This window comes from Mesorhizobium sp. USDA 4775 (assembly GCF_054062655.1).
On the sequence record NZ_JBSSFM010000001.1, the window covers coordinates 4734019 to 4756625 of the forward strand.

20 protein-coding genes and 1 pseudogene are annotated in these 22607 nt (G+C 63.5%); 9 read left to right on the forward strand and 12 right to left on the reverse strand.

What is annotated here, in order from left to right:
• The first annotated feature begins 50 nt into the window (after positions 1 to 50).
• Complete coding sequence (locus ACVILI_RS23155; protein ID WP_441935859.1) at positions 51 to 1853, forward strand: NAD(P)-binding domain-containing protein; 1803 nt, start codon at positions 51 to 53, stop codon at positions 1851 to 1853.
• A 276-nt stretch (positions 1854 to 2129) separates the two neighbouring features.
• Here the strand turns inward: ACVILI_RS23155 and tmpB are convergent, their stop codons facing one another.
• Both tmpB and tmpA read right to left on the reverse strand, forming a co-directional pair.
• Positions 2130 to 2714: a (R)-1-hydroxy-2-trimethylaminoethylphosphonate oxygenase gene (gene tmpB, locus ACVILI_RS23160; RefSeq protein ID WP_038647641.1), complete on the reverse strand. Its 585-nt coding sequence runs from the start codon at positions 2712 to 2714 to the stop codon at positions 2130 to 2132.
• Positions 2711 to 3862 carry a 2-trimethylaminoethylphosphonate dioxygenase gene (gene tmpA / locus ACVILI_RS23165; RefSeq protein ID WP_457102622.1) on the reverse strand — a complete coding sequence of 384 codons (1152 nt, stop codon included), beginning with the start codon at positions 3860 to 3862 and terminating at the stop codon, positions 2711 to 2713. The genes tmpB and tmpA overlap by 4 nt, the downstream gene beginning before the upstream one ends.
• Positions 3863 to 3979: 117 nt before the next feature.
• On the opposite strand from tmpA, the gene ACVILI_RS23170 reads away from it, so the two are divergent.
• Positions 3980 to 4867: a LysR family transcriptional regulator gene (locus tag ACVILI_RS23170; RefSeq protein ID WP_038647645.1), complete on the forward strand. Its 888-nt coding sequence runs from the start codon at positions 3980 to 3982 to the stop codon at positions 4865 to 4867.
• 5 nt (positions 4868 to 4872) lie between these two features.
• On the opposite strand, the gene ACVILI_RS23175 is transcribed toward ACVILI_RS23170, so the two are convergent.
• Both ACVILI_RS23175 and ACVILI_RS23180 read right to left on the reverse strand, forming a co-directional pair.
• Positions 4873 to 5181: a hypothetical protein gene (locus tag ACVILI_RS23175; RefSeq protein WP_019858999.1), complete on the reverse strand. Its 309-nt coding sequence runs from the start codon at positions 5179 to 5181 to the stop codon at positions 4873 to 4875.
• A 4-nt stretch (positions 5182 to 5185) separates the two neighbouring features.
• Positions 5186 to 5749 (reverse strand): helix-turn-helix domain-containing protein, encoded by a 564-nt coding sequence (locus ACVILI_RS23180; RefSeq protein ID WP_038647647.1) that lies wholly within the window; start codon positions 5747 to 5749, stop codon positions 5186 to 5188.
• Positions 5750 to 5903: 154 nt separating this feature from the next.
• Between ACVILI_RS23180 and ACVILI_RS23185 the strand changes: the two genes are divergently transcribed.
• Positions 5904 to 7736 carry an ATP-binding protein gene (locus ACVILI_RS23185; RefSeq protein ID WP_038647649.1) on the forward strand — a complete coding sequence of 611 codons (1833 nt, stop codon included), beginning with the start codon at positions 5904 to 5906 and terminating at the stop codon, positions 7734 to 7736.
• A 251-nt stretch (positions 7737 to 7987) separates the two neighbouring features.
• Here ACVILI_RS23185 and ACVILI_RS23190 read toward each other — a convergent pair whose 3' ends face one another.
• Both ACVILI_RS23190 and miaA read right to left on the reverse strand, forming a co-directional pair.
• On the reverse strand, positions 7988 to 8779 hold the full coding sequence (locus ACVILI_RS23190) for a GGDEF domain-containing protein (RefSeq protein WP_457102623.1): 792 nt from the start codon (positions 8777 to 8779) through the stop codon (positions 7988 to 7990).
• A gap of 105 nt (positions 8780 to 8884) precedes the next feature.
• A pseudogene (miaA, locus tag ACVILI_RS23195) lies at positions 8885 to 9852 on the reverse strand (tRNA (adenosine(37)-N6)-dimethylallyltransferase MiaA).
• Here miaA and serB point away from each other — a divergent pair.
• Both serB and ACVILI_RS23205 read left to right on the forward strand, forming a co-directional pair.
• Positions 9842 to 10729: a phosphoserine phosphatase SerB gene (serB, locus tag ACVILI_RS23200; protein ID WP_084791578.1), complete on the forward strand. Its 888-nt coding sequence runs from the start codon at positions 9842 to 9844 to the stop codon at positions 10727 to 10729. The pseudogene miaA and the gene serB overlap by 11 nt on opposite strands.
• The gene (locus tag ACVILI_RS23205) at positions 10726 to 11298 is read left to right on the forward strand and encodes a GNAT family N-acetyltransferase (protein ID WP_038647654.1); all 573 of its coding nucleotides are present in this window, start codon (positions 10726 to 10728) and stop codon (positions 11296 to 11298) included. Before serB ends, ACVILI_RS23205 begins: the two co-directional genes overlap by 4 nt.
• 32 nt (positions 11299 to 11330) lie before the next feature.
• Here ACVILI_RS23205 and ACVILI_RS23210 read toward each other — a convergent pair whose 3' ends face one another.
• The 6 genes from ACVILI_RS23210 to ACVILI_RS23235 form a co-directional block, all read right to left on the reverse strand.
• Positions 11331 to 12845, reverse strand: a complete 1515-nt coding sequence (locus tag ACVILI_RS23210) for a DegQ family serine endoprotease (protein ID WP_038647656.1) — start codon at positions 12843 to 12845, stop codon at positions 11331 to 11333.
• Positions 12846 to 12994: 149 nt separating this feature from the next.
• Positions 12995 to 13183: a DUF2065 domain-containing protein gene (locus tag ACVILI_RS23215; RefSeq protein ID WP_038647658.1), complete on the reverse strand. Its 189-nt coding sequence runs from the start codon at positions 13181 to 13183 to the stop codon at positions 12995 to 12997.
• A 3-nt stretch (positions 13184 to 13186) separates the two neighbouring features.
• Positions 13187 to 14152 (reverse strand): protease modulator HflC, encoded by a 966-nt coding sequence (gene hflC, locus ACVILI_RS23220; RefSeq protein WP_240564635.1) that lies wholly within the window; start codon positions 14150 to 14152, stop codon positions 13187 to 13189.
• Positions 14152 to 15267, reverse strand: coding sequence for an FtsH protease activity modulator HflK (gene hflK, locus ACVILI_RS23225; RefSeq protein ID WP_019859010.1), 1116 nt, complete (start codon positions 15265 to 15267; stop codon positions 14152 to 14154). The genes hflC and hflK overlap by 1 nt, the downstream gene beginning before the upstream one ends.
• A 169-nt stretch (positions 15268 to 15436) precedes the next feature.
• Positions 15437 to 15955, reverse strand: a complete 519-nt coding sequence (locus ACVILI_RS23230) for a dihydrofolate reductase (RefSeq protein ID WP_019859011.1) — start codon at positions 15953 to 15955, stop codon at positions 15437 to 15439.
• Positions 15955 to 16971 (reverse strand): DUF4424 domain-containing protein, encoded by a 1017-nt coding sequence (locus ACVILI_RS23235; RefSeq protein WP_019859012.1) that lies wholly within the window; start codon positions 16969 to 16971, stop codon positions 15955 to 15957. The genes ACVILI_RS23230 and ACVILI_RS23235 overlap by 1 nt, the downstream gene beginning before the upstream one ends.
• 165 nt (positions 16972 to 17136) lie before the next feature.
• Here ACVILI_RS23235 and cobF point away from each other — a divergent pair, with 165 nt between their 5' ends.
• The 4 genes from cobF to ACVILI_RS23255 all read left to right on the forward strand — a co-directional run bounded on the left by cobF (position 17137) and on the right by ACVILI_RS23255 (position 22308).
• Positions 17137 to 17913 carry a precorrin-6A synthase (deacetylating) gene (cobF, locus tag ACVILI_RS23240; RefSeq protein WP_019859013.1) on the forward strand — a complete coding sequence of 259 codons (777 nt, stop codon included), beginning with the start codon at positions 17137 to 17139 and terminating at the stop codon, positions 17911 to 17913.
• Between the two features lie 338 nt (positions 17914 to 18251).
• On the forward strand, positions 18252 to 19787 hold the full coding sequence (locus ACVILI_RS23245; RefSeq protein WP_038652912.1) for an FGGY-family carbohydrate kinase: 1536 nt from the start codon (positions 18252 to 18254) through the stop codon (positions 19785 to 19787).
• Complete coding sequence (locus ACVILI_RS23250) at positions 19784 to 20560, forward strand: DeoR/GlpR family DNA-binding transcription regulator (protein ID WP_038647662.1); 777 nt, start codon at positions 19784 to 19786, stop codon at positions 20558 to 20560. Before ACVILI_RS23245 ends, ACVILI_RS23250 begins: the two co-directional genes overlap by 4 nt.
• The gene (locus ACVILI_RS23255) at positions 20557 to 22308 is read left to right on the forward strand and encodes a glycerol-3-phosphate dehydrogenase/oxidase (RefSeq protein WP_038647664.1); all 1752 of its coding nucleotides are present in this window, start codon (positions 20557 to 20559) and stop codon (positions 22306 to 22308) included. The genes ACVILI_RS23250 and ACVILI_RS23255 overlap by 4 nt, the downstream gene beginning before the upstream one ends.
• The last annotated feature ends 299 nt before the right edge of the window (positions 22309 to 22607 follow it).

Genomic DNA, 22607 nt, shown 5'->3' on the forward strand with positions numbered 1-22607 from the left:
CAAGTCGGGAGGAGCCACCATGACGGCCTGGATTTCACGGAGGATAACTTATGCTCGACAAGGCCCCAAGCAAGAAACTGTCCGACCTGCTCGACCAATTCGGCGGCGCCCTGGCCGCCAATGACATCGACAGGGCTGTCGGTTGCTTCCAGGAGGATTGCTACTGGCGCGACCTCGTCACCTTCACCTGGAACATCAAGACCATGGAAGGCCGGGACCAGGTCCGCGACATGCTGAAGAGCCAGCTGTCGAAGACAAAGCCGTCGCATTGGGCACTCGCCAAGGGCGAGGACGCGACCGAGAGCGACGGGCTGATCGAGGGCTGGATCAGTTTCGAGACCGAAGTGGCGCGCGGCTTTGGCCATATCAGGCTTAAGGAAGGCAAGATCTGGACTCTGCTGACCACCATGGTCGAATTGAAAGGTCACGAGGAACCGGCCGGCTTCGCGCGGCCGATGGGCGCCAAGCATGGCTCGGGCAAGAACCGTCCGACATGGAAGGAAGAGCGTGAGAAGGAAGCCGCCGAGCTCGGCTTCAAGACGCAGCCCTACACGCTCATCATCGGCGGCGGCCAGGGCGGCATCGCGCTCGGCGCAAGGCTGCGGCAGCTCGGCGTACCGACCATCATCGTCGAGAAGAACGAGCGCGCCGGCGACAGCTGGCGCAAGCGCTACAAGTCGCTCTGCCTGCACGATCCGGTCTGGTACGACCATCTGCCCTATATCGATTTCCCGAAGAACTGGCCGGTCTTCTCACCCAAGGACAAGATCGGCGACTGGCTGGAAATGTACACCAAGGTGATGGAGCTGAACTACTGGTCCTCGACGGAGGCCAAGAGCGCCTCCTATGACGACAAGAAGAAGGAATGGACCGTCGTCGTCCGCCGCGACGGCAAGGACATCACCTTGAAGCCCAAGCAATTGGTGCTGGCGACCGGACAGTCCGGCAAGGCCAATCTGCCGAAATTCAAGGGCATGGAGAGTTTCAAGGGCGATCAGCACCACTCCTCGAAGCACCCTGGCCCCGATGACTATGCCGGGAAAAGAGCCGTCGTCATCGGCTCCAACAATTCCGCCCATGACATCGCGGCGGCCCTTTGGGAAGCCGGCGCCGACGTCACCATGGTGCAGCGCTCGAGCACCCATATCTCCAGATCCGACACGTTGATGGAGATCGGACTGGGTTCGCTCTATTCGGAGCAGGCGCTGCAGAATGGCATCACCACGGCCAAGGCCGATTTGATCTTCGCCTCCCTGCCCTACAAGATCCTGCACGAGTTCCAGATTCCGGCCTATGCCGAGATGAAGAAGCGCGACGCGGCGTTCTACAAGGGACTGGAAAAGGCCGGTTTCATGCTCGACTGGGGCGACGACGAGTCCGGCTTGTTCATGAAGTACCTCAGGCGCGGCTCTGGCTATTATATCGATGTCGGCGCCTCCCAGCTGATCATCGATGGTTCGATCAAGCTGAAGAGCGGTGTCGCCGTCGAAGAGATCAAGCCGCATTCGGTTCTGCTCAGTGACGGATCCGAACTGCCCGCGGACCTCATCGTCTACGCCACCGGCTACGGGTCGATGAATGGCTGGGCCGCCGATCTGATATCGCGCGAAACCGCCGACAAGGTCGGGAAATGCTGGGGCCTCGGCTCCAACACCACCAAGGATCCCGGCCCCTGGGAAGGCGAATTGCGCAACATGTGGAAGCCGACGCAGCAGGAAGCGCTGTGGTTCCATGGCGGCAATCTGCACCAGTCGCGCCACTATTCGCAGTTCCTGTCGTTGCAGCTGAAGGCCCGGCATGCCGGCCTGCCGACGCCCGTCTACGGGCTGCAGACGGTGCACCACAAGGGATAGCGGGACTGGGTGGTCAGCTGCGGCCGGCACCAGGAAGGCGCGGCAAATGCCGCGCCTCCAGAATGCATCGCTATGCGCGCGGAATGTCTGTGACGTCGAGCGTTTCGGACCGGCTCGCCGGATCGAGGGAAGCTGGCTTGCCGACGAAGGCGCCGGGCTGCACCGGGGGGAACGCCTTCGGTATGACCGCGCTCTCGGCATTCCTCGGACCTATGTGGCGTCACCGCCCCTTGCCCGTCGAAGCAGAAGCACATGGGTTTTGGTGATGAACCGCCATTAGGCGTGGTTGGCGAAATCGCGCACCACGCGCTGCAGCAACGGCATGTAGTCGCGAAACGCCCGCGTCTTCATGTTCGCAACCTTGCCGCCCTCGTCCCAGATACGGACCCGCACCGCTTCCTCGTGGAACGGGTTTTTGCGGAAATCGGCCACCTCGTCGGCGCTCATCGGTCCGCCCTGCAGCGACAGCGTGTGGACCGAAGCCGGCGACAGCCTGGAGAAATAGGTCGGGTCGGTGGCGCAGAGATAGCGCTTGGCCGCGACATGCAGCCTCACACATTCGACGATGACCGGCGGGAAGAACGGCGCCAGCACCTCGCCGCCGGCCTCATCATGGTGCTTGTCCTCGACATCGTCGGGCGAATAGGTGCCGAACTCGCTGGTGTAGTGGCCAATGTCGTGCAGCAGCGCGGCCGCCACCAGCACTTCGGGCGCACCATCCTGCTCCGCCAGCCAGGCCCCCTGCAGCATGTGCTCGGACATCGTCACCGGCTCGCCGAGATAGGATTCCGCGCCCCGGCGCTCGAAAATGTCGGCGATGAATTCGACGATATTGTCCGCGTTCAAATCCTGGCCGCTCATTCCGCGGCCTCCTTGAAGCTGTGCTCGATCGCCGCAAGCGTCGACAGCAGGCCGTCCTTGTCGGCGTAGCAACCCTGCAGCCAGCGTTTGCCGGTGCCGGAAAACGCCTTGCGGGCATGCATGACACGCGTGTTGTCGACGATGAAGGCCTGGCCAGGTTGAAGCTTGAACGTCACTTCGAAGGCGGGATCCTCGATCAGCTCGGCGAACCGGCGATAGGCGGCATAGTAGGCGTCCATATCGGCGAACGACACGTCGACGACAGGCGCCAGCGAACGGTTGTTGAAGCGGATGCAGATCAGCTCGCCATCCGGTCCGAGCTCGATCATCGGCCGCTTCGCCTGCAGCCGCACGCCGGACGAGCCGGCATATTCGAAGCGCGCCGGACAGGAACTCAACAGCCGGAAGCCTTCAGCGTTTTCGGCCTGCAGCGCGGCCGCAACGGCAAAACCGTCGACCACGCTGGACTCGCCGCCCTCCACCGTGTTCTCGACACAGGCCAGGATCTGCAGCGTCGGCACCGGATCGCGATAGGGATTGTCGGTGTGCGCCTGGAGGCCGAGATTGGTGTAGGCGAGACTGTTCGGATTGACCTCGGCGCGCACTTCGAACCAGCGGCCGTAATTGGTCTCCCTGATATAGCCGAACAGGTCGGAGACCTTGCACAACGCCCCGGACTCCGCCGGCAGGCCGTCCATTACCGCAAAGCCGTAGGTTCGTACCGCCGAAAGCCATTCGCGCAGGACGCTGCGGCCATGAAAGGCCGCCTTGTAGCTGGCGCGCGGCACCGAATTCTGCATCGTCGCCTTGGTCCAGCGCTGGATGATATCGCCCGTCCAGCCGGGTTCGTGAAGCTCGTCGCGGTCATAGGCGTTGGCGCTGAGCCACTGCGCGGGAAAGCTGACCGTCTTTGCCTCCGGCACGAAGCTAACTTCCAGCGCGCCGCCCTTGATCGCGGCCGCGCCGATCCTCGTCTCGGCCGGAATGTCGAGGATGGTGATCAGCCGCTGGCCATTGCCGGCGCTGCGCGTCTTGTCGTCCAGCGCATTGTCACGCAGCCACATGGCGTGAAAGCGGGTGCGTCTCCCACCCTGCCAGCCAAGTTCGATCGTTCTGCCTTCGTCGCCAATCAGCGCGTGGGTGAGCATGGATCCGTTCCTGTCCTCTACGCCCGCGGCCCGGTCCGCAGGGTTTCGATTGCATGTTGGCAACAAGGCAGGCATAACTCAAATTATCATTTTTTAGCCAAAGACCACAAATTTCTAATGTCTCAAAAACCCATTCCCGCTCTGCCTCCCCTCGACTGGCTGCGCAGTTTCGAGGCCGCGGCACGGCTGTCGAATTTCACGGCGGCCGCGGCCGAACTCGGCCTGACCCAAGCGGCCGTCAGCCAACATATCCGGCTGCTCGAGGAGCGGTTGAAGACGCGCCTGTTCTCGCGGCTGGCGCGCGGCGTCGCGCTGTCGCCCGAGGGTGCCGCCTATCTGCCGCACATCCAGTCGGCTTTCGCCACCATCGCCAGCAGCACGACCGAACTGTTCGAGCCGCGCGCGCTGCAGACCGTATCGATCCGGGTGCCGATCTCCTTCGCCTTGCTGATACTGGTCCCGGCGCTGCCCGATCTCGCCCAGGCGCTGCCGCGCATCCAGCTCGATCTGGTGACGATCCATCGGCCGACCGATTACGACTTGCCGGGCTCGGCGCTCGACATCCGTTTCGGCAACGGCTCCTTTCCCGGACGCGAGGCCGACAGGCTGACTGCCGAGCGCCTTGTGCCGCTGGCAAGTCCGACCCTCGCCGGTGCCGCCGACTGGACAGCCCTGCCGCTGCTTCTGGTCGCCGGCGCGCGCGAAATGTGGGCGGAATGGTTCGCGGCCGCTGGACTGGCCGGCCACCCCCAGCGGTCGCATCGCTTCGACAGTTTCGTCGCGGCGATGGAAGCGGCGAGCGCTGGCACCGGCGTGCTTCTGGGGTCGCGGCCGCTAGTCGACGCTGCGCTCAAGGCCAGGAGCCTAGTGCCGCTTTCCGATTTCGAGCTCTCCAGCAGCTCAGGCCATTTTCTGACCAGCGCATCGACCGCGCGCCTGACCAGTGCCGAACAGGATTTCCGCCAGTGGTTGCTGGGGCACCTATCCAGAAAGGCCCCGACGTAGAGGCCTCAATCGAGAAGGCGCACGCGGCGTCGCTTGCGCGCGGCCTTGATGGCGCTGATCCGCTCGGTGTCTTCTTCTCGCAGATGCCGTCCACGCTCCAGGATCTCGAGCGTGTATTCCTCATAGGTCAGGCCCAGCCGTTCGGCCTTGTCCATGCGCATCAGCATGATTTCGCGGCTCGGCGCCTTCCATGCCTTGGCGTGCGCGGCCTGCCAGGCCAGGAAAATATAGGGGTCGCCCTTGCCCCAGGGTGGCCCCTTATACTCATCAAGAGGCGGCCCCCCATTGTGGGAGCGCTTTGGCCGTCTCGCCATGATCTCAGCCCCTGACCAGCGCGACGAGATAGTCGGCGCCCGCCTCCAGGGCATGGAAGGTGCAGTCCGACGGCGCGCCGAGCGCCAGGCAGTCGCCGGGTTCGAGCCTGTGCACCACATCGCCCTCGGTGAATTCGAGCCGTCCGGAAATCAGCCAGATCTGCTGCTTGATGAAGGCGTAAGAAGCCGCCGGCAGACTGACCCTGGCGCCCGCCGGCAGATGCACCTTGATCAGTTCGAGCGGCATGTCGCCGGCCGGTGACAGATGCCGCCTGACATAGCCTGTATCGGGATCGCGCCACACCGGCTGATCGGCCTCGCGCAGCAGCCCGCCGCCTTGCAATTCCGCGCGCGCGATGAGGGTCGACAGCGTCATGCCGAACGCTGCCGCGATGCGCACCAGAAGGGCCGCCGTCGGGCTGGTCATGCCGCGCTCGATCGTGCTCAGCATGGCCTTGGAAACACCGGACCGCTCGGCAAGCTCGGCCAGCGACCAGTCCCGCATGACCCTTTCGGCGTGGATCCGCCTGCCGATGGTCGAAGAAATATCGTTCGTTATATCGCCCATTCGTCCACTATAGCGAAATGCCTGAGATGGAGAAGAGCCGTGTCGCGACAATTTTCGCCAGGCGCTTAATCCTCTCTACACCATCCGACCTCATCCGGCCTTAACCCCATTCCGGTAGGGTCTGATATCAAGGGAAATGGGGATTGGCCTGTCCATGTATGTCGAACGCGAAGCTTCCGTCGGAGAACCGACATCGCAGGAGCGCCGCAACGCAGAGCAGAACGACCGGCGCATCCTGGGCAACGTCGTGCAATGCGACGGCGCGCGCGCCACCATCGCCGCCTATGCCGACGATGTCGACGGCGCGGTGACAGGCCTTTGGACGGTCGGCAAGATGATCTCGATCAATCTGGGCACGACCCGAACCGTTGGCCTGGTCTACGGCATCGGCAAATCGGACCGCGCCTGGAGCAGTGAAGGCCAGAACCCCATCGAGGTCAGCATCGAGCTGATCGGTGAAGTACGCGATGGGGCCGAGCCCGGAGCCAAGCCGATCTTCGACCGCGGCATCACCACCTATCCGCATATCGGCGCGGTTGCGCATCGCATCCGCAGCCGCGATCTGCAGGCCGTCTACGATCTGGCCGGCCGCCATTCCATCACCATTGGTTCGCTGTCGCAGGACGAGGCGATCGCCGCCAACATCGCCATCGACGACACGCTGGCGCGCCATTTCGCCATTGTCGGCACCACCGGCGTCGGCAAATCCACCGCCGTCTCGCTGCTGCTGCGCAAATCGATCGCGGCGCGGCCGGATCTGCGCATCCTGATCCTCGACCCGCACAATGAATTCGCGGCGTCGCTGCCGGAATATTGCGTCAAGGTCGATTCCAAGACGCTCGACCTGCCGTTCTGGATGTTCAAGCTCGAGGAATTCGCCGAGGTGCTGTTTCGCGGCCGTGAAACGGTTCCGGAAGAGATCGACGCCCTGCGCGACCTCATTCCGCTGGCCAAGAGCCTCTACCGCAACCCGAATTCAGGTGCCTATCTCAGGCGCGGCAACGACGCGTTGACCGCCGATACGCCGGTTCCTTACCGCATCGCGGACCTGCTCAAGCAGATCGACGAACGTATGGGCATGCTCGAAAGCAAGAACGAGCGCCCGACGCTCAAATCGCTGAAGACGCGCATCGAATCGGCGTCCGCCGATCCGCGCTATCGCTTCATGTTCAGTTCGCGCCTGATCGAGGATACCATCCACGAGACGATCGGCAACATCTTCCGCGTGCCGCATCACGGCCGGCCGGTGACCTGCTTCGAGATGGCCGGCATGCCTTCCGAAGTGGTCAACTCCGTCTGTTCGGTGCTGGCGCGCCTGGCCTTCGACCTCGCTCTGTGGAGCGAAGGCAAGCTGCAACTGCTGTTGCTTTGCGAGGAAGCGCATCGCTACATGCCGGCCGATCCTCGTCTCGGCTTCGCGCCGACCAGGCACGCGCTGTCGCGCATCGCCAAGGAAGGCCGCAAATATGGCTGCTATCTCGGCGTCGTCACGCAGCGCCCCGGCGAGCTTGACCCGACCATCCTGTCGCAATGTTCGACCTTCTTCGCCATGCGGCTCGCCAACGAGCAGGACCAGGCGATCATCCGCTCGGCCATCGCCGACTCCTCCGCCTCCACGCTTGCCTTCCTGTCGTCCATGGGACAGCGCGAAGCCATCGCTTTCGGCGAAGGCGTGGCGACGACCATGCGGCTGAAATTCGAAAGACTGCCCAGCCACCTGCTTCCCGGCGCGGCCAAGCGCGAACAGATCGAGTCGCCAAAGGCCGGCGACGATGTCGACCTGGTGGCGATCGTCGAGCGGCTGCGCAACGTGCCGAAACCGACGCCGCAGGCGATGGCCTTCGCCGAAGTGGTCGATTCCGGTCGCCAGGCCGGCGATCCCGACTACCGCAAGCCGGCAACCGGGCGCGTGCAATCGGATGACGATTTCGACATGCGCTACGGCCTGAAGCCCGCCACCTTCGGCCTGCGCCCCCAGAACGACTGAGCCTCAAGCGTCACGCCCATTTGCCGGCAGTTCCGAGAAGCCGCGCCAAACTTCCATCGCTCTTCTTCGTTCGAACGCTTGGGTAAATCCCGTCAGGAAATTCGTCAGGCTGAGTCGGCTGGTGCTGATTTCGAGAACCGGAGCGGAGCGGACTTTTGGTCCGTGAGCTCAGTTCTACTGCGACGCAGTAGAACGGGGAAGCGCAGAAAACGGCAGCAGACGGCCGGCCTCACGACTTCAATGATGGGATTTTAGGCGCAGACGCGGTTGCGGCCCTGCCTCTTCGCCTCATAGAGCTGGCGGTCGGCACGGCGATAGAACTCCTCGGCCGTTTCCTTGCGGTCCCAGACGGCAAGGCCGACGCTGGTGGTGATCTTGAGCCGGACGTTGCCCGAAAGGATCGACATGTTGGCGATTGCCTTGCGGATGCGCTCGGCGAATTTGGCCAGCAGCTCCGCCTCCATGTTGGGCGTGACCACGGCAAACTCCTCGCCGCCCAGCCGTGCCACCACGTCGTGGAAACGTGTCATGTCCTTGAGGCAACTGGCGACGGCCCTGAGCACCTCGTCGCCGACATCGTGGCCGTGCGTGTCGTTGACCTGCTTGAAATGGTCGAGATCGAGGATCATCAGCCCGACCGGCTTTTCGATGCGGCGGAACTCCTCGAGATATTCCTTAAGCGCATCGTCGAAATAGCGTCGGTTCTGCATGCCGGTCAGGCTGTCTGTCAGCGCGGCGTGCTCGAGCGTTTCGGAGCGAGCGCTGAGCGAAACCGTCATGGCGCGCAGCTTGCCTTCTTCCGTCGCCTGTTTGCGGATCAGCGGATAGGTGAAGAAGATGCCGAAAAACAGCGCGGTCGCAAGCAGCACGCCGGTCGCGAACAACAGCTTGTTGAGGTAGATGACCTTGTCCAGGCCCGACTGGGTATGGAGTTCCGTGGCGAAGGATTGCAAGAGCCCATAGGCGTGCAGCGTCACCAGGCCAGCGGCCAGGATCACGAAAATAAAGACGAAAAAAGCGGATTCCGCCTTATGGAAACGCATCTGCTCCCCAATGGAAAAGTGCCCATCGACCTTATGGCACGGACCGCCTTACGGAGCGTTAATCCCGGCAACTTCGGCGCGAACCCTTCCGTCATGGTCAACTTTTTAAGTTGCATTAGCAACAAGTGTTTGGATCGTGGTTTCGAGATCGTCACCGGGGCGCAATCTCTGCCATTCCGGCCCCAGCTGGTGGCGAAACCAGGTCGCCTGCCGCTTGGCGTATTGCCGGGTTGCAATCTTGGCGCGCTCGATTGCTTCGGGAAAGCTCAACTCTCCAGCCATCGCCGCCTGCAGGTCGCGAACGCCGATCGCCTTCATCGCCGGCAGATCCGGATCGAGGCGAAGGGCCGCAAGCTGCCTGACTTCCTCCAGCGCGCCCTTGTCCAGCATCTGGTCGAAGCGCCTCTCGATGCGATTGACCAGCGCGGCCCGATCCGGCTCGATGACCAGGAAACGCGCCGTCTGCCTGTGTCGATGAGCGGCCGGCCGCGCTCCGCCTGCCATTCCAGGATCGATCGGCCGGAGGCGTCGAGCACTTCGAGCGCCCGCACGATGCGCTGGCTGTCGGTAGGCTTGAGCTGCATGGCGGCTCTCGAATCCTCGCGCAGCAGCAGGCCGTGCAGCTTGACCGCGCCTTGCTCTTTCAGCTCGTAGCGCCAGCGGTCGCGGATGCGCGGCGGAATGTCAGGCATTTCCGAAATACCCTCGGCCAGCGCGCGAAAATAGAGGCCGGTGCCTCCGACAAAGACCGGCCGCCGCGACAGCACGCCGTCGTCGATGAGTTTCATCACATCGCGCAGCCACGCGCCCGTCGAATAGGCGGTAGCGGGATGAACGTGGCCGTAGAGGAAATGCGGCACCCGTGCGAGGTCGGCCGCTTCCGGCCGGGCGGTCAGCACATCGAGCACCGAATAGCCCTGCATGGAATCGGTGTTGACGATGACGCCGCCTGCGCGTTCGGCCAGGTCGAGCGCCAATGCCGACTTGCCGCTGGCGGTCGGCCCGGCTATCAGGATCGCGTTCTTCACGCGGCCTTCGCCCGCATCCGTGCCGGAATTCTCGATGCCGCTCATTGCCACGCTTGTTTCCCGTCCCGCTGACCGCGCCCTATCGCCGTCGCTTGCGAATATGGCCTCGCGGTCGGTGGGCGCAAGCACTGTCGTCTGGCTGGCCGAAGGCATTGCCTGCGATCTTGCCTTGCCGCAAGAGGCTGATACCGCCAATACCACGGCTGCCCTGCGTGCCGCATTGGCCGCGGAACCGGTCGACGTGATCGTCCAGCAGGCCGAAACGCGCCGTAAGCAAATCCTCATCGCCGACATGGATTCGACCATGATCGACCAGGAGTGCATCGACGAACTGGCCGACGAGATCGGCGTCAAGGAGCACGTCGCGGCGATCACCGCGCGATCGATGAACGGCGAGATCGCCTTCGAGCCGGCCCTGCGCGAACGCGTCGCGCTGTTGAAGGGGCTCGATGCCGCCGTCGTCGACCGCATCGTCGCCAATCGGCTGACATTGGCCTCGGGCGGCCGCGCGCTGGTCCAGACCATGCGCGCCAATGGCGCCTGGGCGGCGCTCGTCTCGGGCGGCTTCGAAGTGTTCACGACCCGCATCGCGGCCATGCTTGGCTTTCAGGAGAACCGCGCCAACCGCCTGCTCGAAGAGGATGGACGCTTCACTGGCCTGGTCGGCGAGCCGATCCTCGGCCGCGCCGCCAAGGCCGACGCGCTGCTCGACATTTCAGCACGCCTTGGCCTGACGCCGGCCGATGCCATCGCCGTCGGCGATGGCGCCAATGACCTCGATATGATCCGGCTCGCCGGCACCGGTGTGGCGCTTCACGCCAAGCCGACCGTGGCGGCGCAGGCCAAGGTTCGCATCGACCATGGCGACCTCACGGCCCTGCTCTATCTGCAGGGCTATCGCCAGGAAGAGTTCGTCCAATGAAACCCATGCGCACCGAGCGCCTCATCCTGCGCAATTGGGAAGAGCGTGACCGCGAGCTCTTCCATCGCATCAATTCCGATGAACGCGTCATGGAATTCTTCCCGTTCCGTCGTGACCGTGCCGCGGCGGACGCCAAGATGGACGAATTCCGCGCCTGGATCGATGAGGACGGCTATGGCTTCGCCGCGGCCGAGATTGCCGCGACCGGCGAATGTATCGGTTTCGTCGGTCTCCTCGATACCGATCACGTGCCATCCCTGCCGGCCGGTACCATCGAGATCGGCTGGCGGCTGGCGCCCGAATTCTGGGGCAAGGGCTATGTCACCGAGGCCTCGGAAGCCTGGCTGGCTTACGGTTTCGAGACATTGGCCGTCGACGAGATCGTCTCCTTCGCGGTCGCGACAAACCACCGGTCGACCGCCGTGATGAAACGCCTCGGCATGACAGCCGATCCCTCAGCCGATTTCGATCACCCCGACATTCCCGACAGCCACCCAAAGCTCAAGCGACATGTGCTCTACCGGCTTTCGCGCGAGAATTGGCGGGCAAGAAAAAAGGCGGCTGGTTAGCCGCCTTTTTTGGGAATCGCCGGATTGAAATCTCAATCCATCCGTATCGTCACGAAACGCAACTCACCGGTCTTCGACGCCAGCATCAGGAGCGCGTTCTTGCGGCCCTGCTCCTTCAGCGCGCCGATCCGATCCATGACGTCCTTGGGCGTGGCGACCGATTCCTGCGCGATCTCGGTGATCACCTCGCCCGGCTGGATGCCGCGCTCGGCAGCGGCCGAATCCTTGGCCACGTCCGTGATGACGACGCCGGAGACATCGCCGGCGATGCTGAACTTCTTGCGCGTCTCGTCATTGAGCTCGCCGACGGTCATGCCGAGCACCGAGGCGGTCGAGACGGCTGGAGCCTGTTTGCCCTTGTCCTGGTCGGTGTTGCCGTTCTCGCCGCTGGCAAGCTTCTCGCCATCCTCGAGCCGGCCAAGTGTCACCTTCACCGTCTGCTCGACGCCCTTGCGCACGATCAGCACATCGACGGCCTTGCCGACAGGGCTTTCGGCGACCACGCGCGGCAGGTCACGCATTTCATGGATGTCCTTGCCGTCGAACTTGATGATGACGTCACCGGCCTGGATGGTGCCGTTGTCGACGGGGCCGCCCTTGATGACGCCGGCGACCAGCGCGCCCTTGGCGGTCGCCATGCCGAGGCTTTCGGCGATGTCGTCCGTCACCGGCTGGATGCGCACGCCGAGCCAGCCGCGCCGCGTCTCGCCAAACTGGCGCAACTGGTCGACGACACCCGAGGCAAGCTGCGAGGGAATGGAGAAGCCAATGCCGATCGAGCCGCCGGACGGCGAGATGATCGCGGTGTTGATGCCGATGACTTCGCCGACGCTGTTGAACAGCGGCCCGCCCGAATTGCCGCGATTGATCGCGGCATCGGTCTGGATGAAATCGTCATAAGGACCGGAATTGATGTCGCGGTTGCGCGCCGAGACGATGCCGACCGTGACTGTGCCGCCAAGGCCGAATGGATTGCCGACCGCCATCACCCAGTCGCCGACGCGCATCTTGGTGGAATCGCCGAACTTCACCGCGGTCAGCTTGTGGCCCTTCGGATCGACCTTCAGCACCGCGACGTCGGTCTTGGTGTCGGTGCCGACCAGCGTCGCCTTCAGCGTCACGCCATCGGAGAAATTGACTTCGATGTCGTCGGCGTCGGCGATCACGTGGTTGTTGGTGACGACGATGCCTTGCTCGGCATCGATGACGAAGCCGGATCCCAGCGACTGCACTTTCTGCGCACTATTGTCCTTGTCGCCGCCGCGGTTCTTGAAGAAGTCGTCGAAGAAGTCCTGGAAAGGCGAGCCTTCGGGAAGCTGCGGCATCGGCACGGCGCCCGGCCCTTCCGTGCCTTTCACCGTCTGCGAAGTCGAGATGTTGACCACCGCGCCGAGCACGCCCTGCGCCAGGTCGGCCACCGAAGCAGGTCCGTCGGCCGCGAAGGTCGGCGTCACGAAGGACGGGACGGCGACAGCGCCGACAAGAAGCGCTGCCGTGCCGGCGATGAGCGTCCGCCGTGCCGCGCGCAAAAGGAGTGTGGATGTCATCGAGAAGCCTCCCGGTCTTTCTGAAAGAGAAAGCGCAACGGCGAAAACACCGCGTTGCGCTATGTTGGCAAAAAATACGGCACGTTTGCGGCTACGACTATCGGCAGAGGATTAATCCTCCGTTTTGCCGCGGACGAAAAACGGCCATCTCATCCGCCCCGCACCAGCCAGACGATGCCGACACCGATGGCGATCGCGACCAGCCCGGCGATCCGCAATGCGTTCTCCGGCATCGACAGCACCTCGCCGGCGAGCTTCCTCGCCAAGCCGGGAAAGCCGCCATAGACCAGGCCCTCTATGACGAGGACCAGGCCCATCGCCGCGAAAAAGTCCTGCACCGGCTATTTCTGGCCGGTGCTGGGTTGAGTCGTCGGCGCGGCGGGCGCCGTTGCCGGTGCGGCGGGTACCGCCGGCTTCGCCGGCCCTTCCTTGCCATCCGGATCGCGGAAGTAGCGGAAGAACTCCGAACTCGGCGACAGCACCATGGTCGTCCCGGTACTGTCCAGCGCCGTGCCGTAGGCATTCATCGACCGGTAGAAGTCGAAGAAGGCCGGGTCGCGCTTATAGGCATCCGCGAAGGTGGCGCTGCGCTGGGCTTCGCCCTCGCCGCGCAGGATCTCGGATTCCTTTTGCGCTTCGGCAACGATCTCGACCACTTCACGATCGGCGCGTGCCGTGATGCGCTGTGCCGCTTCATTGCCGCGCGCCCTAAGCCGGGCGGCCTCGGCCAGACGTTCCGCCTTCATGCGGTCATAGGTCTGCTGTGAGACCTCGGCCGTGAGGTCGGTGCGGCGGATGCGGACATCCTCGATCTGCAGGCCGAGCGAGGTGGCGTCGGGCCGGAGCTGATCGCGCACTTCACGCATCATCACGGCACGCTGTTCCGAGAGCGCCGCCTCGAAGTCGCGCAGACCGTAGACGCGGCGCAAGGCAGCGTCGAGACGCGTCCTCAGCCGCGCTTCGGCCAATTCGATCTGACCGGACACGGCGGCACGGAAGACGCGCGGATCCGAGATGCGATAGGCGATGAAGGCATCGACCTCATAGAACTTGCCACCAGACACCTGGACGCGGATGTTGTCGAGGTCGAAGCGCAGCACCCTGTTTTCGATCAGCTGCACCGTATCGGCGTCGAAGAACGAGAACGGCGCCTTGAAATAGATGCCGGGCTCGCTCTTGACGTCGACGATCTCGCCGAACCTCAACACCAGCGCCTGCTGGCGCGCATTGACCACGAAGACCGAGGAATAGATCAGGAACAGGATGACCGCCGCGACGACGACGAAAATGGGAAGACGGTTGGCCATCACTGGGTACCTCCCGTGTTCGCGGCAGGCGCGACCGGAGCCGGCGGTTTCGCCTGCAATGCCGGCAGCGGCAGATAGGGCACGACACCTTGTCCGTTGCCCTGCTCGACGATGACCTTGCTCGAGTCCTTCAGAACCTTCTCCATGGTTTCCAGATAGAGGCGCTTGCGGGTCACATCCGGCGCCTTGGCATATTCGTCATAGACCGAGATGAAGCGCTGGGCCTCACCTTCGGCTTCCTGCACCACACGGTTCTTGTAGGCGGCCGCGTCTTCGCGGATCTGTGCCGCCTCGCCGCGCGCCTGGCCGAGCTTCTGGTTGGAATACTGGTTTGCCTGCTCGACGAACTTGTCCTCGTCCTGCTCGGCACGCTGCACCTCGTCGAACGCATCGGCCACTTCGCGTGGCGGTGCTGCATCCTCGATCGACACGGCATTGACGTTGAGACCGGCCTTGTAGCCGTCCAACGTCGACTGGATGATTTCGCGCACCGACGCCGCTATGCCCTGGCGGTCATCGCGGAAAATGTCCTGTGCCGGCCGGCGGCCGACGGCTTCGCGCATGGCGCTTTCGGCAACCTGCCGCAGCATGCCGTCCGGATCCGAGACGTCGAACAGATAGGCACGGGGATCGGAGACCTGGTAGGCCACCGAAAACTGCACGTTGACGATGTTCTGGTCGCCCGACAGCATCAGGCCGTTGCCGCTGGTGTTGCCGCCGCCAATGTCGACGAGCTGCTCGGAAATCTTGGCCGTCTCGACGGTCTCGAGCGGCCACCAATGGAAATGCAGGCCAGGTTGTGAGAGTTCGGGCTTCGGCTTGCCGAAACGCAGTTCGACGGCGACCTCGTCGGGCTGCACGGTATAGACCGCCTGGAATGCCCACAGAACGACCAGCACCGCGGCGATTAGCCCGAACACCGCCGGACTGGCGCCACCGCCGCCGGGCAGAGCGCGCCGCAGCCGGTCCTGGCCGCGGCGGATAATGTCTTCGAGATCGGGGGGCGACCCTTGCGGGCCGCTTGGCCCCTTTGGCCCCTGCCCCCAGGGCCCCTGATTGTTACCGCCGCCGCCCCACGGGCCGCCGCCTCCGCCACTCTTGTCGTTCCAGGGCATGAATGTCCTTTCGCTTGGAATTCCCTCAAGCGCCGGAATTACGGCGCAAAATCCAGTGTTGTTCTTCTATAGGGACGCCACGGCACGCTTTCAACGCGATGCGCCGCCGACATCATCCGTTTTGGGCCGGTAGCGACCCTTTGTCGTCCTTCAATGCACTTTTTGTCTATCAAAGTATCGGGCGGCGGCGCTCATAAACGGAATAGCGTGTTGCGTGGCTGTCCTTTTCCCCGGCCGGAACCTCCTGCGAACTGACCACGCGCCATGTCTCAGCGTCGATCGGCGGGAAATGCGCGTCGCCATCGACGGCGGCCAGCACATGGGTGACGTGCAGCCGGTCGGCCAGCGGCAGCGCCTGGGCATAGATCTGACCGCCGCCGATCACGCAGGCCTCGTCGATGCCGGTCATGCAGCGTGCGCGCACCGTTGCCAGCTGGATGGCGGCCTCCAGCGTATGCGCCACCTCGACGCCCTCGGCGCGCCAGCTCTTGTCGCGGGTGACGACGATGTTGAGCCGGCCCGGCAGCGGACGGCCTATGCCTTCATAGGTTTTGCGGCCCATGATGATGGGCTTGCCCATCGTGTCGGCCTTGAAGCGCTTGAGATCGGTGGAGAGCCGCCAGGGCAGTCCGCCATCCCGCCCGATCACGCCGTTCTCGGCGATGGCGACGTAGATTGCCACATGCATCAGTTCGCGTCCCCGCCATTGCTGTCCGACGGTTCGAGCAGCAGGATATCGATGTCGTGCTCCGGGTAAAAATCGTTCGCGGTCATCTCGAAACTCGTCGGCCCGACCTTTTTTACATTATCGCCGCAGAACGAGACCAGGGCTTTGGGATTGCCCTTGTCGACGGTCAGCTTGAACTTACCGATGGTGCCCGCCGCCCAGTTGCCGCCGGTGGTCAGGATATAGGCGATGCGGCTTTCATAATATTTGGGATAGCCGTCCGGATTGTCCTTCGCCGCCTTGCGCACCGCGTTCTCGAACGTGTCGTCCATGCAGTAGCGGGTCTTGTATGTCGCATATTGCCCCTGGAACTGGCCGTCATAGAAGAAGCTGACCGACGACGTGCCGCCGACGCTCGGCTTGTAGCGGTGGGAAACGTGAACGTCCTTGTTGGCCGGAAAGGTCGAGCGCCACCAGTAGGTCGAGCGCAATTGCCAGAACGGCGCATAGTTGGATTTCATGCCGCTGCCGTCATCGGCTGTGTCCTCGATGATGATGCCGCGGTTGACCCAGTCATCGGCCACCGCTTTCGGCAGCTTCGCCAATGCCGCCTTGGCCGCATCGCCGAACGGGTTGAACGGCACATTCTGCGCCTTGAGATCGGCGCCGATGTCGATACCGAGCGCGAACACCTTCTGCTCGAGCTGAGGCTTTGCCGCGGCACCGTCGATCGTCACCTCGAAGCCGAGGAAATTGTCGCTCTGGTTTTCGGGAATGGCCGGCATTTCTTCAGGATCGCCCGAAATGTCGGGCATCGGGAAGGCCACGATCGCGTCGACATCTTTGTCGGTGTTGTTGTGGAAGACGTAGTCGACCGTCACCTTTTCAGGCGAGATGAAGAGATCCTCGCTTTGCATCGCAACGGCATCGCTGCGCGACAGGATCAGTCCGCCTGTGCCAAGCTCGGCAACAGAATCGTTGGCCAATGCGGGTGCCGCCGAAAGCGCCAGCGCCGCAGTCAGAACAGTTCGCAACATCGAAGCCCCCTCGGCAAGAATGCCCTGACGACCCTAGCCGTTTCAATGCGGCGTTTCAAAGCCCTTCCACTTGCGTGACTACGCCACACCGGCCTGGACATGCCAGCGGTCTGGACACGCGAGCGGTCTGGACTAACAGCTTCCGATCGGGCAGGAGTTCGCCCCATGCGCAAGCTTCTCGTCATCGGCATCGGCGCCGGCAATCCAGACCACATGACGGTTCAGGCCATATCTAGCCTAAACCGTGCCGATGTGCTGTTCATCCCCGACAAGGGCGCCAAGAAGAACGAACTTGCCGAATTGCGGCGCGAGATCTGCGACCGCTTCGTCACTAATCCGAAATCGCGCCGCGTCGAATTCGAAGTGCCGGTCCGCGCCGAACCGACATCTTCCTACCGCTCGACCGTCGACGGCTGGCACGAAGCCATCGCGGCCATCTACGAAGCCTTGATCCGCGACGAGATCGCCGAGGATGGCTGCGGCGCCTTCCTGATCTGGGGCGATCCCTCGCTCTACGACAGCGCGTTGCGCATTCTCGAGCGCGTGCGCCTCAGGAACAACGTCGCCTTCGAACTGGAGGTCATCCCTGGCATCACCGCCATCCAGGCGCTTGCCGCCAGCCACAAAATGGCACTGAACCGCATCGGCGATTCGTTCCTGGTCACCACCGGCCGCAGGCTGACCGAAGAAGGTCTGGCCAGCAATGCCGGCAGCACAGTCGTCATGCTGGACGGCAAATGCGCCTTCAACACACTGGCCGACCCGGATGTCACCATCCATTGGGGCGCCTATCTCGGCACGCCGGACGAGATCATCGTCTCCGGTCGCCTCGGCGATGTCAGCGCCGAGATCGAAAAGGTCCGGGAGGAAGCCCGCCGGCAAAAGGGCTGGATCATGGACACCTATCTGCTGCGCAAGCCCGGTGAGCCAGAGGATATCTAGCCACTGCCCTGGCAGTCGCCACGCAAGCGGGTAACGGGTAACAAGACCGGCGAGACGGATTGGCGGCCCTCAAGAGTTAGAAAAAACAGCGTTTTATGACAATTTGATAATCAAGCTCCGCCTGGCGGAGCCTGCTCGCCTGGCGTATATCACACATATTGACGTTAAATTCACAGAATTGTATGGTCAGTTGGCCGGTTCGAATCCTGCCGCTGTTTCATCGGCGGCCGCAATCGGCAATGGCGGATCCCGGCGAGGATGATTTCCATGATGTTCAGCGCCAACCTTGCTTGGAACCAATTCGCAACGCGTACCGGCTCACGCTGAACGGGATCATCATGTCCAGCCTGCTTGGGATCGACAACGGCCTGACGGTGACGAAGGCAGTGATCTTCGATGCCGACGGCACCCAGCTGTCGGTGGCCAGGCGCCGTGTGCCGCAATCGATGCCGCATCCCCGCTGGGTCGAACGCGACATGCTGGGCCTCTGGCAGGCGACCGCCGAGGCGATCAGGGAAGCCATTGCCCTGAGCGGTCGGCCAGCTGGCGATATCAAGGCCGTGGCGGCGACCGCGCATGGCGACGGGCTGTATCTGCTCGACAGGAACCGCCGGCCGCTCGGCCCCGGCATCCTGTCGCTCGACAGCCGCGCCGGCGAGATCGTCGACGAATGGGCAAAGGGTTCGGTGTTTACCGAGGCCCTCGCTTTGACCGGACAGGTTCCGCACGCTTCGGCGCCATCGGCGATACTGGGCTGGCTGAAAAAGCATGCGCCGGAACGCTTCAGCCAGATCGGCCATATCGTCGGTTGCAAGGACTGGCTGCGCTTTTGCCTGACAGGCACCGTCGGCACCGATTTGACCGAGGCGAGCACCTCGTTCACCGACGTCCGCACGCAAGTCTACGCGCAGGAGGCGATGCGCGTCTTTGGCCTGGAGGAGCTGTTCGCGGCTTTGCCCGGGGCTGCACATTCGGCCGACATTGTCGGCTACGCCACCGCCGAAGCGGCCGCATTGACCGGGCTTGCGGAAGGAACTCCGGTTGCTTGCGGCCTGCATGACGTCACCGCCTCGGCGCTTGGCATCGGCGGCCACGAAGAGGGCGTGGTCAGCATCGTCGCCGGCACCTACTCGATCAACGAAGTGGTCTCCGCCGAGCCGCGTACCGACCAGCGCTGGTTCTGCCGCAACGCCATCGACCTCGGCCGCTGGAACAACATGTCGATCTCGCCGGCCTCGACGGCGAATTACGACTGGTTCCTCGACACGCTCTGCCGGGCCGAACAGGACGTGGCCAAGAAGACCGGCCGCTCGATCCACGAGATGCTGGCGACCGAAATCGACACCGCGCTGAAGAAGCCGTCGACCTTGCTCTTCCATCCCTATCTGTTCGGTTCGCCCTACGGCAATGCCGCCAGCGCCAGCTTTGTCGGCTTGCGCGGCTGGCACGACCGCGGCGACATGCTGAAGGCGGTGCTGGAAGGCATCGCCTTCAACCACCGCACCCATGTCGAAGCCCTGCGCGACGGCTTTGCCGTCCGCGAGGTGCGGCTGACCGGCGGCGGGTCGCGCAATCCGGCCTTCGCGCAGATGTTCGCCGACGTGCTCAACGTGCCGGTCACCGTCACCTCGACCGACGAGGCGGCCGCCTACGGCGCCGCCCTTTGCGCCGGCGCGGCAGTCGGCCTGTTCGCCTCGCCGCAGGAAGGCGCGCGCGCCACCTGCACGGTGAGCCGCGAATACCGCCCGGACCCGGCACGCAGCGCCGTCTTCGACGAGCGTTATTCCATCTATGGCCGCATCGCCGAACAGCTCAGGCCGAAATGGGCCGAAATCGAAAGCCTTGCAGCGCAAGCAATGGGGGGCACAGCATGATCAAGGCCGACGAACGGCGCGAAGAGATCGCCGAATATGTGATAAAACTCGGCCAGGTGCGCATCGACGATCTGGTCGAGCATTTCGGCGTGTCGCGCATGACCATCCACCGCCACATCGACCAGTTGGCGCATCAAGGCGTGCTGCGCAAGCTGCATGGCGCCGTCACCGTGCAGCCATCCGGCCTCTATGAAAGTGCCTTCCGCTACCGGGTGACGGTTGGGCGGGCGGAGAAGGACGCACTGGCTCGCGCCGCCATGGACTACGTCGAGCCGGGACAGGCGATAATCCTGGATGACTCGACCACAGCCAACGCCGTGGCGCCGCTGCTGCTCGAGGTCACGCCTCTGACCGTCATCACCAACAGCGTGTCGACGGCTGCATTGCTGACCAATGTCGACGGCATCGACTTCATCTGCCTCGGCGGTCAGTACCACCGCACCTACAACGCCTATATCGGCATCGTCTGCGAGAATGCGATCTCGCGGCTGCGCGCCAATCTCCTGATTTGCTCGGCCTCCGCGATCAGCGGCACCACCGCCTTCATCCAGGATCAGCATGTGGTGCGGGTAAAGCAGGCGATGATGGCGGCGGCGATCAAGCGCATCCTCCTGGTCGACCATTCCAAGTTCGACAAAGTGGCCCTGCACGTGCTCGACGGCCTGGTCAGCTTCGAGGCGGTCCTGGTTACCGACGGCATCAGCGACAAGCATGCGCAAAAGCTGGAGCAGGCCGGGGTCCAGCTGCGTATCGTCAAGACGGCGAGGCCATGACATCAACGGCCGAAAGCCAGCACGGCTCCGAGCAACGGACCGGTGTCCCCGGCGATATCGATGTCGTCATCCTCGGCGCCGGCATCAATGGGGCAGGCCTGTTTCGCGATCTCAGCGCGCAGGGCGTCAGCTGCTGCATCGTCGACAAGGCGGATTTCGGCTCCGGCACCAGTGCGGCGCCTTCGCGCCTGATCCATGGCGGGCTGAAATATCTGGAGACCGGCGAATTCGGGCTGGTGGCGCAGTCGACGCTGGAGCGCAACCTGCTGCTCAAGAACGCGCCGCACTATGTCAGCCCGCTGCCGACGGTCATCCCGATCTTCTCCTGGGGCAAGGGCATGTGGGCGGCGCTGCGCACGCTGCTGGGCTCGACCAGCGCGCCGCGCAGCCGTGGCGCGATCCTCATCAAGATCGGCCTGATGATCTATGATTTCTACGGCTCGCGGCACCGGGTGATGCCGCGCCATCGGCTTGTCGGACGCCGTCAAGCGCTTCGCGACATGCCGGCGTTGACCCGCTCGATCGTCGCCACCGGCACCTACTACGACGCCAAGATCACACATCCCGAACGGCTGGTGCTCGAGCTGATCGCCGATGGTCTGGAGGCCAACCCTAACTCCAGCGCGGCCAACTACACCTCGCTGGTCTCTTCCTCGAACGGCGTGCTGGCCTTCAGACGACAGAACCGCGGCGAATTCTCGTTGCGGCCGAGGCTGGTCGTCAACGCCGCCGGCCCATGGATCGACCATGTCAACGCGGCACTCGGTGCGCCGTCCAGGATGATCGGCGGCACCAAGGGCTCGCACATCCTCCTCAAGCACGACGCGCTGGTGCAAAGCCTGGCCGGGCGCATGCTCTATTTCGAAGCTGATGACGGGCGCATCTGCCTTGTCTACGACTATCTCGGAAAGGCCCTCGTCGGCTCGACGGATCTCGCGGCCGATAATCCGGATACGGTTCGCTGCGAGCCGGCGGAGATCGATTATCTGCTGGAAAGCGTGCGCACGCTGTTGCCGGGCATGCGTTTCGAACGCGACCAGATCGTCTATGCCTATAGCGGCATCAGACCCCTGCCCGCATCCGACGCCGCCATCCCCGGCCTGATCAGCCGTGATCATTCGGCGCCGGTGGCGGAGCCGGAGCCATCGCGGCCCTTCCCCATCATCTCGCTGATCGGCGGCAAATGGACGACATTTCGCGGTTTCGCCGAGGAGGTCGCCGACACAGTGCTCGATCGTCTCGGCCGCATCCGCAAGGTGACGACGCGCTCGATGCCGATCGGCGGCGGCAAGGACTTTCCGGCCGACACAGCTGCACGATCAAGCTGGCTGGCCAAGGCCGCATCGGCCTCGGGCATCGACGAGGCCCGGCTCGGCCTGCTGCTGTCGCGCTATGGCACCAAGGCATTGCCGATAGCCCGGCACCAGAGCGCATCGAGCAATGAAGACCGCTTGCCGGACTCGCATGACTACAGCGTATCGGAGATCGACTACATCGCTCGCAGCGAATTCGTCGAACATCTGGCCGATATCGTCATGCGGCGCACGACGCTGGCCATCAGCGGTTCCCTGACGACAGGCGATTTGCAGCAGATCGCCCTGATTGCCGGCCGGGCGCTCGGCTGGAACGCTCAGAGGATCAGCGAGGAGATCGACGCGGTTGTCACGCAGCTCAACGGCACCAATTTGATGGGGCTGCAACCGGAGCAGCTGCCGCGAACCACGAGTGATCGCGCCAAACTGGCTTGAGCGCGGCACAGCCTCCTTGCTGACTTGAAGCAAGCGTATCACAGCACCTGTGAGATATTGTAGATTTCGAAAAATGCAACAAAATCAATAACATTTCTCGATTCATACCAGCCGCTCGGTCACATGAATGTTACGTTATCGACAAAGTATCACAGTCATTGACGGTAACTTAACATCGATGTATGGTCGATTGCGCTGGAGGAGCACGCTGCGGGAGGGGTCGATGCAAGCGGGCCAACCGCACAGCGGCTTATGCGGCGCTTCGCGCCGACAAGACGAAATGCCACCTCTCATCGCCG